Raw genomic sequence first — 11,669 nt, forward strand, 5'->3', positions numbered from 1 at the left:
CACGCCCCGTTACAAATCCGTTACAAACCGGCTATGCATTTTTTGCAAAAAAAAGACTCCCATGAGGAAGCCGGATATGCTGATGATGAAAGTTCTGCGTTTATTCCAGGCGGAATTCCGCCCATTCATAGCAGCAGAGATAATCGTGACGATAACTGTTGACAGCTTGCGGATCGCCGTCCAGGAAGTGATAACTGTCGCAATCCAGCCGTTCCGGAAGGATCGCGAGGCTGTTCCATGAGCGCAGCAGAATTTCTTCGATGCCCGCCGCCTGCAGCGCCTCCCGCAATCCCTTGACAACAATCCGGAAGTACCCTTTTTTACTGGCCTTAATCGAAGCATCGCCCCACAATGCGGCACAGGCGTCCGCCGCCGTCACGCTGACGCCGCGCCGGTCGATCAGATAAGCCAGCAGTTCTTTGGATTTTGCGCGTTTAAACGTGACAGGACGGCCATCCACAAAAATATCAAAGCCGCCGAAGGTCTGCACCCGCACCCGCTTTTGCCGCAGCGCTTCGCCATAGGCAAAGGTCAGTTCCCGGCGCAGAGCCTCCGCTGTGACCGGCTTTAACAAATAACCTGTCGCATGCATCTGAATCGCGCCCAGCGCGTATTGTTTATAGCTCGTGACAAAAATGATATGCGCCTGCGGACAAAGATCTTTCAATTTTTTTGCCAGCACCAATCCGTTCATACTTCCCAATTCGATGTCCAGAAATGCGGCGTCGAAAGGATGATCACGAACATAAGCCAGCGCCTCGCTGGGAACGCCGAACGTTCGTAAGACACTGTCCGGCGCCGCTTCCGCCAGCGCTTCCTCCAAATCTTTCAGCGCGAAAGGTTCGTCGTCGACTGCGATATAATTCATAACGTTGCTCCTTCCTTGGGAATCATGATGGTCGCCACAGTCCCTTTGCCCGGCGTACTTTGCAAGGTCAGCGTTCCCCCGCATAACATCCCCAGCCGCTCCCTTACATTTTTAATTCCGATATGAGATTGATTGTCTTCTTCAAATTTATCAGAGAAACCCAAACCATCGTCAGCGACGATGACAAGGTAAGCGTCTGGCGTTTCCTCAGTCCTGATCGTAACGGTGCCTCCTTCTTCCCTTCTCAATACGCCATGGCGCACGGCGTTTTCCACAATCGGCTGCAGCGTGAGCGAGGGAATCGAAAAATCCCGCGCTGTAATTTCATAAACCACTTTAAGCCGGTTCTGAAAGCGTTGACGTTCCAGTGACAGATAATTTTCCGCATGGAGAAGCTCCTGTTCAAAAGGAATCGGCGCTTTGCTTTCCAGCGAATCCATATTTCCGCGCAAAAACAATGAAAAATCCCGGATTGCCGCTTTCGCTTGATGGGGATCCACATCGCAAAGCTGGCAGATTGTTGTCAACGTGTTGTATAGAAAGTGCGGCTGGATTTGCGAAAGCATGATTTCAACCCGGGATTCCGCCAATTCTTTTTCCTGCTGCCGGATCAGCAGATCACGCTCGGACTGAATATTGACAAAGATAAACAACAGCGCCAGCGTTACGCCGACATTCACCACCGCGATCCCGCGAAGAAACATCTGCGACGCCCCGGCGCCCAGCGGAATAAAGATATACAACAAAAAGAAGATTACTTCACGGCGGATGAGCTTTTTTCGATTCAGTACGACCAGCCAGGTAAACGACAAATAACAGAACAGCGGAACCAGCTGGGATATCAAAAACAGCGAACCCCGCTGATAGCCGGCGGCGGTAATGGTAAAAATCGCTCCGGTCAGCGGACTGATCAGCGCAAAGAAAATCTGTACGCCGCACAACAGCGTGATACTCCGCAAAAAGATCGTTCTTACAGGATGCGTCAGTTTCAAATATTCGTCGATGTAACGGGCAAAAAAATACAGGACAAAGGCGGAGCTGACATAATACAGGACAACCAGCAAGATTGCCGCTGTCATCATCAACGGAGTTGTGATATCCCGGAAGCACCAGTCGCCCAGATCACCGATAATCATCAATCCGTTGGAAACGCTGACCCCCAGAAAATAGCGGTTTAATTTCTGATGCCAACGATGATCGTTTCCAAGATAGATGATCGGGATGAGCGATAAGATCAGGCAGAAAATGTCCAGCGCAATATTGGCAATCAAGAAGTTATCCACAGCCACTCCCCCTGTCTCTTCTATTGAATTGAGACCATTATAACAGAGTGCGCCAAAAAAGAAAATGCAGATATTCTGACCTGAGAAAGCGGTTTCACGCTGCGTCGTCTCCGTGAAAGGCCGCGGCTGTCCGGCTGCTTGATCGCCGCCAAAAAAGCGAGACGATTTTCATCCTCTCGCTGTAAGCTCTCACTGCAGGTTCTGCCGCTGATTCCGCTTGTCTTGCACGCTGGGTTCACCCGGTTTGCGCCTCGTCAAGGAGCGTGTGACCGATGTCTTTCCTCATGGTTTTGATCAGCCCTGAGACTGATCAATCTGCCGCTTCAAGAACACGGCGCCGCCGATCAGTACGACCGCCGCAAAGACCAGAATCCCAATCGCAAACGGAACGATGCTTCCGGTTTTCTTTACTTCCGGTTCAGGTTCCGCCGCTTTCTCTGCGACTTGAACTTTCAGACTGAACCGCTCGCCGCCCGCTGAATAGGTAATCGTCGTTTCACCGGTCTTCAGTGCTTTTACAATATAGCTGTCCTGTCCTGTGATTTCCAGAACTGAGGGATCGTATTCCCAACTGCCGCCCTCCGGCTGCGGTTTCAGCGTCGTTTGTTCGCCGACCGTTAAATTCAGGGAACCTGGAAGTCCGCTGATCACAACCGGTACTTCAGAGAATCCAATATAATCAGGCCAGCTGTCCATAGTGAGGGTTATCGTTTTGGACGTCACTTTTTTCGTATCTTTCACGAATGTTTTATTCTGACAAATCCATACGTTCAATTCCGTTCCGTCTTTTTGATCCATCGGAATTTCAATCGTCAGCGAGCCGCGGTATTTTCCCGCCTTCAGCTGCAGCCGATAGCCAGACAGCCAGCCGTCCTTCTTCTGCTGCTCACGAATCGCGTCGCACGCATCGCAAGACCCTTCCTTATGCGGCAGTTCCGCGGAGGCCGCCAGCACCGAGTTAAAGCTGAACTCGCCGTGAATCTGAATCCCGTTCTCTTTGGACTTCAATGTTTTCTGCGCATATTCCGGACCGGTGGCCGGGATTTCCTGCCACTCCAGTTGTCTTCCGCAAACGGTGCAGACTTTCTTTTTGCTTCCCGGTTTCGTCGCGGTGGCCTTTTCAATGATGATCCAGTCGCCCGGCGTGTGCTCCGCGATTTCCGCCTTGGCGCCGTCGCCGTCAAGGCATTCGCGGTAATGCCAGGTCGGATCGGACTGCATCGGCCCATAATTGTGTTCGTGCACCGGCTGCGGTTTCGGGGTCGGGGTCGGCGTTGGCGTCGGGGTTGGCGTTGGTATGATTTCCGTCACTTTTACCGTCTTTTCCGCCCGCTGAACAAAAGGTCCCCAAATCACGTCGCACTGATAGACGCCGCTGTGGCTGGCCTGCGCCTGATCAATTTTCAAAGTCGGATTTGTCTGCGCACTCAGCGGAGTTCCGTTAAAGCTCCATTGATATGTGACGTTCACGTTGATCTGCGGTTTTATCGTCAATTCCAGCGTTTCCCCGGCCTGGATATCCTTTCCTTCGATGACCGGAACGGAAGAACCGGAAGGAAATACAGATAAATCCGCATACGTCTGACTGTTTTCAAACAGCAGTAAGACGGCCGGCACATTCTCAAACGGAGTAGTTTGCCAGTTCGGCTTGTTCGCCGGCATTCCCAGCACGCTCAAGCCTGTGCAGTTTTTAAAGGCTCCGGCGCCCAGCGTCGTCGTTTTGATCAGATTGGCTTCGCTGATCGAAGCGCAATGAGCGAAAGCTTCCTCACCGATCGTTTCGACATGTGACAAATCAATCTGCGTCAGGGCTGAACATTGGCTGAACGCCCGGTTGCCGATGACGCTTAATCCCGGATTCAAATTCGTCGAGGCCTTGAGCTTTAATTGATGACAGTCTTCAAACGCAGAGTCCTGCAGCAGGGTAACCTGCGATAAATTCACTTCGCCCAGACGACCGCAGTTCTTAAACGCACTGCCGCCGATCATGGCGACATGCGATAAATCGACGGCCGTCAGATAAGTGCAGCTGGTGAAGGTGAACGGATGAATTATCGTTACTTTCTCATTCAGATTGGTTCCAGCTTTCAGCGTCAGCTTTTCGCAGTTTTTGAAAGCGGCGGTCCCGATCGCCTCAACTTGGGACAGATCCACACCCGTCAGTTTTCCGCAATTCTCAAAAGCAGATTCGCCGATCGTTTTCAGCGCCTGGCTTAAATTGGTATCCGCCGCCAGCGTCAGATTGGAACAGCCGGCAAAGGCTTTTTCTCCCAAGGTCTGAACCTGGGAGAGATTAACGGCTCCCAGACTGGCGCAGCCTTCAAACGCACTGTCGCCAACGACATTGACCCCCGCCAGATTCACCGCGGTCAAATGCGTGCAGTCCTTCAACGCCTGTTCACCGATCGTCTTCACTGACGTGGGCAAAACGAGGTTTTCCAGGGAAGTCATGCTTGAGAAAGCCGCGTTGGGAATGGTAATCAGCGCTGTTTTTTCCAAATCCAATGTTTTTAAATTCGTCAAGGTTCCGCGAATGTACTTCATATCCTGTTCATTCAGCGTACCTTCGATAAACAAGGCCGCGATCTTCTGCGGCAAGACCGGTCCCTTTTCCACCTTGGTCTTCAGCTCGCCCGCCCTCACCGTGACGCGCACATAGTTTTCAGGCAGCGTCGTCGGCTCGAAGCCGGTCACCGTGACCACAATTTCCGGCAGCGCCGCAGCCGGCGCCAGAACATAGCCTGAGCCAGGTTCAGCGATAAATATATAATCCTGCGGTTTTGACGGATCGTAAGCCGCGTCCTTCGTTTTCCATGTGACCGGAATGTCTGGCAGCGGATTCTTTTCCAAATCCGTCCCGGACAATGATTCCGGAAGGTTCAATTTTGACAGAGCCGTGCCCACCGCTACGGTTTGTTCGGCAACGTTCGGTTCCAACGGGTCAAAGGAGGCGATCGTCACTTCGCCAGCCTGTCTGGCCGTCCGTTTCCCGGTCCGGTTCATGCCGGTATCCAGGACAAGCCGTCCCGGGGCGGCCGCAGGCAAAACCTCGCCTGTTCGCTCTTCCGCAAGCGTCTGAGCTGCAGCCGGCTGCAGCGAGAAGAACAATCCCAGCGACAATCCGCCGATCATGATCAGATGTCTTAATCTTTTCTTCATGATATCCCTCCTTTTTTGTCCAGGCAATTCATTACAATCTTTCAGCAGAAGCTTAAAAACCTGTATTCTGTCATCCTGAGGCTGCGCAAAAACACCCGGGCTGAATCCGTTTTCGCAGAGATCTTCAAGCTGTCGAATTCTGTTTTTCTGAAATCTGCTTCTTCGGTGCGCTTCAACCGTCACTTTCGCCTGCAGGATAACATCGTTTCTTTTCTGATTTTATTATACACGGAATTTTTCCGGTTTCTCCTGCCGCCTGTTCAAAGTCATGGAAATGTAAGACTCTCATTCGAATTTCGCAATGATTGAAAGCAAAATCCCGTCTTTCCCCCTGCTTTCACGCAGTCAGGGGAACCGCCGGCAGCAGTCTTGATCATGGATCAAAGCATGGCTTTGATGATTTGTGAGCGGTCTTCCTGCCCTGCGGCCTTTTCCAAAGAAGCCGCAATTTCACACGTTGCAATCCCTGCTGTCTGATCAGTAATCATGACTGTTTTTTATCATTTTGAATGATCACAAGCGATAATGACATATTGTAGGCGTTCGGATTGCATTGGCAGCGCATCCGCGATGCCGCTCCCCTGCAATTTCTCCTTTGAATCCGGCTTCACCCTGCACTTTAAAAATCCGCTGCATTATTGCCTCCATTCTGGCAGCACTTTTATCCATCGCCGCACTAAAAAAGGAAAAGGAAGAAATTTATCCAGACGAGCTGCAGCCCAACACTGGCCCGCAATCCGCTGACGATAAATATCAAAATTCCTTTTCCATAAACCATCCTGCTTAACGAAAACAATCATCGCTGCAGCGATTCAAACCGCATCTGCCTGTTCTCAGACTGAATAAAGATTTCTCTATTCGCAATCCTCAAACTGTGAGTTATACAGGGAAGCGTAGAAGCCGTTATCCGCCATCAGCGAATCATGCGTGCCCGCTTCGACGATGTCGCCGTCCTTCATGACCAGAATCAGATCGGCGTCGCGGATCGTGGACAAACGATGCGCGATGATGAAGCTTGTGCGGCCTTTCATCAACGTTTCCATGCCCTTCTGAATCAGGACCTCCGTCCGCGTATCGACCGAGGACGTCGCTTCGTCCAGAATCAGAATCTTCGGATCCGCCAGGAACGCCCGCGCAATCGTTAACAACTGCTTCTGCCCTTGCGAAATATTGCCGGAATCCTCGTCGATCATCGTTTGATAGCCATGATCAAGCGTGCGGATAAAGTGGTCCACATGCGCCGCCCTGGCCGCCGCGATGACTTCCTGATCCGTCGCGTCCAGCCGTCCGTAACGCAGGTTCTCCATGACCGTGCCGTCAAACAGCCACGCGTCCTGAAGCACCATGCCAAACAGCGAGCGCAGATCTGACCGCTTGTAATTTCTGATATCCTGTCCATCGACATAAATCGTTCCGCCGTTGAGCTCATAGAACCGCATGAGCAGCTTGACGATCGTCGTTTTGCCCGCGCCGGTTGGCCCGACGATGGCAACCCGCTTGCCGGCGTTGATGAACATTGAGAAATCATTGATGATGATCTTGTCCGGATTGTAGCCGAAATGAACGTTTTCAAACGTCACCTGTCCCTGAATCAGGGATTTGCCGTGCCGGTCGCGAACTGGCGCCGGCGTTGTGGTTTCAGCGACTTCTTCTTCCTCGTTTAAGAATTCGAAGACCCGCTCTGCCGCCGCCGCTGTCGACTGCAGGACGTTCATCGACTGAGACAGCTGGTTGATCGGCTGATTAAAGTTGCGGACATAGGCGATAAAAGCCTGAATGTCGCCGATTTCAATCGCGCCCCTGATCGCCAGCCAGCCGCCCAGGATACAGACGCCGACATAGCCGAGGTTGCCGATCAGCGTTGTTAACGGCTGCATCATGCCGCTTAAGAACTGCGATTTCCACGCGGAATCGTACAGCCGCTGGTTATTCTCGCTGAATTCCGCGATCGAACGTTCCTCGCCGTTGAACGCTTTCATGACGATATGCCCGGAATACATTTCTTCAATATGGCCGTTGACCGCGCCCAAAGCTTCCTGCTGACGGGCAAAGAACCGCTGCGAACGCTTGACGATCTGCATGACCAGGATCGCTGAAAGCGGCAGAACACAGAAGGCCATCAGCGTCATTTCCCAGCTGATGGACAACATCACAATCGTGAAGCCGAACAGCTGGACAAGCGCCGTGATGATATTCGCCAGAGACTGGTTCAGCGTCTGCGAGACCGTGTCGACGTCGTTGGTCGCCCGCGACAGAAGATCCCCATGCGAATGCGTGTCAAAATATTTAAACGGCAGCCGGTCGATCTTCTCGGCCAGCGCTTTGCGCAGGTTGTAGGAAACCTTCTGCGCGACACTGGCCATCAGCCAGTTCTGGAAATAATGAAACAGGGCTGATAAACCGAACAAACATAATAAGAAAATCAGAATTTCAGCGATCCTGCCGAAATTAATGCCTCCGGTTCCCATCGCTTTCGCACTCAGTCCGACAGCCAGTTCCGTCGTCGCTTTGCCTAAAATTTTCGGACCGACAACCGTCATGACGGTCGCGACGGCCGCAAACAGAATTCCAAACGCCATGGATAAAGAATATGGCTTGATGTAGCGCAGCAGCTGCTTCATCGTGCCCTTGAAATCTTTGGCCTTTTCGCCGGCGCCGCGCATTCCATGTCCCCGTCCCATCGGACCGCGCATCATCGGTTTCGGATTATGCTTCGTGTTCGTCATGATCCAATTCCTCCTTTGACAGCTGCGAATACGCAATTTCCTGATACACCTCGCAGGTCTTCATCAGCTCATCATGCATTCCGATTCCGGCGATACGGCCTTTATCCAGCACAACAATCTGATCGGCATGCATGATCGACGAAATTCGCTGCGCGACCAACAGCACCGTGCTGCCGGTCCGCTGGCACAGCTCGTTGAGGGCTTTGCGCAGCGCCGCATCGGTCTTGAAGTCCAGCGCGGAGAACGAATCGTCGAAAATATAGATTTCCGGATTGCGGACCAGAGCGCGGGCAATCGACAGCCGCTGCTTCTGTCCGCCGGAGACGTTGGTACCGCCCTGTGCGATCGGCGCATCGTAGCCTTCCGGTTTGGCGTTGATGAACTCGCTCGCCTGTGCAATTTCCGCTGCCTGCTTAAGCTGATGCCAGTCGGCATCGGCGTCGGCATAGCGCAGGTTGGATTCGATGGTGCCGGAGAACAACACGCCCTTCTGCGGTACATAACCGATCTTATGGCGCAGTTCCTGCTGACTGACCTCGCGGATATCCACGCCGTCAACCTCGATCGAGCCCGCCGTGACATCAAAGAAGCGCGGTACCAGATTGACGATTGTGGATTTGCCGGAACCGGTCGAACCGATAAAGGCCGTCGTCTGTCCCGGACGGGCCAGGAACGAAATGTTTTCCAGAACGTTTTCCTCAGCGCCCGGATAGCGGAACGCCACGTCTTTAAACTCAACGTAGCCATGCTGCTGAGGATCAAACGACTTCGGCTGCTGCGGATCAGCGATCGACAGCGGGCAATTCAGCACTTCCAGCACACGCTTGATCGAAACCACCGCCCGCGGCAGCATGATCGAAACCATCGTAATCATTAAGAACGCCATGATGATCTGCATGCTGTACTGAATAAACGCCATCATGTCGCCGACCTGCAGCGTGCCCAGATTGATCTGATGGCCGCCGACCCAGACGATCAGGATGCCGACGCAGTTCATCACCAGCATCATCATTGGCATTAACAGCGCCAGTGTGCGGTTGACAAACAGGTTGGTTTTCGTCACATCGGTATTGACCTGATCAAATTTCTTTTCTTCATACCCCTGGGTATTGAACGCCCGGATAACCGGCAGGCCGTCCAGAAATTCGCGCAGGACGGAGTTCATCTTATCCAGCAGTTTCTGGATGATTGAGAACTTCGGCATGACGACCGCAAACGCCACGCCCATGATCGCCATGATGACCACGACGACCAGGGCGATGATCCAGGTCATCGACGCGTTGGTGTTCAGTACCTTGATGATCGCGCCGACGCCGATGATCGGCGCATACACGACAATCCGCATAAACATGACCAGCACCTGCTGAATCTGCTGAACGTCGTTGGTCGTCCGGGTGATCAGCGTGCCGGTGGAAAACTGATTGAATTCCGCAGATGAGAAATTTTCAACCTTGCTGAAAACCGCCAGCCGCAGATTGCGGGAAACGCCGGCCGCAATCCGCGAAGCCAGAAACGTTACGATAATCGCGCAGATCGTTCCAAACAACGCGATTCCCAACATCCGCAAGCCGCTACTGAAAATGTAATTGAGCTGAATTGAATCGGTATTGATGCCGATTGCCCGATACTCCATTTTAATAAACTGGGCTGACGCTACCGACGACGCATTTTCGCCAGCCACTTCCAGACTGGCGTCGATCCTGGCGACGATGTCGTCAATGACTTCCTGCGGCAGCTGCCTCAGCAGGGAAAACAGATCGACGTCCTCCGGCAGATTTAATTCTTTGAATTCCTCGCTATTCTTTAAGCCGGGGAGACTGACGACGATCATTTCCGCCCGCGCCAACATCGAATTGAGCGAGGCACGTGCCTCGTCAGTCAGCGAATTCAGGAAATATACCGGTTCCTGTTCGACTAACGGAGCTTGTTTAATCTGTTTTGCGCTGGCCTGTCCGGCGTCCACCAGCGTATAGCTTGAAAGAAACAGCTGCTGCTGTTCGTCATTAAGAAACATTGCCAGTTTTTCCGCTTCGCTTTTCCGGATCACTTCCGGAACCGCGCTGCGAATGCCGCCGGATTGAATCCCGACGTCGACGATGTCGGCCATGTAATCCGGCAGCGCCAGCTCGCATTGAGCCTGGGCAAACAACAGCACGATAACCGCCGCGATGGAGAGCGCGAACGGTTTCAAATACTGGGTGATTCTCACCTTTTTGATTCTGACCATAAAAAAACTCCTTTCTTACTTTTCCTGCGAATCCCGGCTTGCCAGACTCTGACAATATTCAATCGTCCGTTCCAGCGTGCGGATTAAAGCCAGGCTGTCGGATTCGCCCAGATAGCGGAAATAGGCGGTCAGCTGATCACAGAATTCCTGTTCTCTTTTCTGCATCAGCTCGCGGCCTTTCTCCGTCACCCGAATGTAGACGCTGCGCCGGTCGTTGTCCAGGAGTACCCGCTCGACCCATCCCTGCTGCTCAAAGGAACGGATTCCCTGCGATACCGCTGCCGGACTGACGTGGAAATAGTCCTTGATCTGGCTCATTTTGATCATTCCTTCGGGGTTGAGATGAAGAATTCCGTGCAAAATCATCATATCCCGGGAATTCATCGTTTTCTTCTTGCGTCCGCGAGATTCGCTGCGCTGGCGCATGTCGTAAATCAGCCGCATCAGTTTTTGAGCAATTTCCTGTTCATCCATACCGGTCACCTCTTTTGTCTGGATAGTTAAGTTACTTAATATTTAACTATGTTAACCAATTATACTCTACTCTTTATAAAATGCAATATGGTTTGCAGAGTTTCCTACAAACTGCCTAAATTGTCTTTTTTGCTTGCGTGCCGGGATATCGTTATGAATGCTTCTTTATCCTGATTTTCGCTTTCAAACACCGGCGGTGAAGTCGAAAAGAGAAAAAATTCAGTTTGACCGGTTAGAAAAAATAAAAAAACTCTTGCACTACGCAGCGTTTTAGTGTAATATATAAAAGCAGTCGGAAAAATGACTGTTTAACGATCATGCGGTAGTGGCGAAATCGGCAGACGCGCACGTTTCAGGGGCGTGTGGGTAAAACCATGTGGGTTCAAGTCCCACCTACCGCACCAGATAAAAACAAACAGCTGAACGCGAAAGCGGGCAGCTTTTTTTATGTCTGCCGCGGAATTAACCGCAGATTGTGCATTTGAAATCCCGTTGTCCACCACTCTTCTTCCCTCAGACTTTCCTGCGGAATCCCGGACACTCTGGAAATTCCGCAATCGGGCAAGGATGTAAAATGATTTATTTTGACATACAAACTAAATTCTGCTATACTGTTTCCTCGTTCAGGTTCTCAACGAACCAACCTGAAAAGAGGATGAATCCGCATGAAGAAAAAAACGAAAATTTTCATATCGGTGCTCGTCGTCATGATTGCCGCCTTGACCGCAGGCAGCTTCTGGGCCGGCAATTATCTGGTCGATTACGCGCTCTACCGCGCCGATCAGGCGCCGCAATCCGCCAACGACGGCAAAGCGCCGGTCAACGAAACCTATGGCAACGAGGAAGCGAACAAAGCCGAGGAACAGCGGCTGACCGACCTCTGGCTGAAAACCGTCTCCATGGAAAAGAAAGAAATCGTCAGTCAGGATGGG

Annotated in this window: 7 protein-coding genes and 1 tRNA gene; 2 read left to right on the forward strand and 6 right to left on the reverse strand. The window is 52.0% G+C overall.

From position 1 onward, the window contains the following. Positions 1–100: 100 nt before the first annotated feature. From AC5OW4_RS12075 to AC5OW4_RS12100, 6 genes are all read right to left on the reverse strand, one after another. Entirely contained in the window at positions 101–868 is a 768-nt protein-coding gene (locus AC5OW4_RS12075; RefSeq protein ID WP_072683836.1) for a response regulator, read from the reverse strand. Then, complete coding sequence (locus AC5OW4_RS12080) at positions 865–2,151, reverse strand: sensor histidine kinase (RefSeq protein ID WP_083538456.1); 1,287 nt, start codon at positions 2,149–2,151, stop codon at positions 865–867. Before AC5OW4_RS12080 ends, AC5OW4_RS12075 begins: the two co-directional genes overlap by 4 nt. 294 nt (positions 2,152–2,445) lie before the next feature. Then, positions 2,446–5,310, reverse strand: coding sequence for a leucine-rich repeat protein (locus tag AC5OW4_RS12085; RefSeq protein ID WP_493677012.1), 2,865 nt, complete (start codon positions 5,308–5,310; stop codon positions 2,446–2,448). A gap of 854 nt (positions 5,311–6,164) precedes the next feature. Next, positions 6,165–8,036, reverse strand: coding sequence for an ABC transporter ATP-binding protein (locus AC5OW4_RS12090; protein WP_493677013.1), 1,872 nt, complete (start codon positions 8,034–8,036; stop codon positions 6,165–6,167). Then, a complete protein-coding gene (locus AC5OW4_RS12095) occupies positions 8,017–10,263 on the reverse strand; it encodes an ABC transporter ATP-binding protein (protein ID WP_493677014.1) in 2,247 nt (748 codons plus the stop codon). Before AC5OW4_RS12095 ends, AC5OW4_RS12090 begins: the two co-directional genes overlap by 20 nt. A gap of 15 nt (positions 10,264–10,278) precedes the next feature. Next, positions 10,279–10,737 (reverse strand): MarR family winged helix-turn-helix transcriptional regulator, encoded by a 459-nt coding sequence (locus AC5OW4_RS12100; RefSeq protein ID WP_072683841.1) that lies wholly within the window; start codon positions 10,735–10,737, stop codon positions 10,279–10,281. Between the two features lie 319 nt (positions 10,738–11,056). Here AC5OW4_RS12100 and AC5OW4_RS12105 point away from each other — a divergent pair. Next, positions 11,057–11,141, forward strand: a tRNA-Leu gene (locus AC5OW4_RS12105). A gap of 261 nt (positions 11,142–11,402) precedes the next feature. Continuing rightward, on the forward strand, positions 11,403–11,669 hold a 267-nt coding region (locus AC5OW4_RS12110; RefSeq protein ID WP_493677015.1), incomplete at its 3' end, for a hypothetical protein.

Source organism: Holdemania sp. (assembly GCF_986127675.1).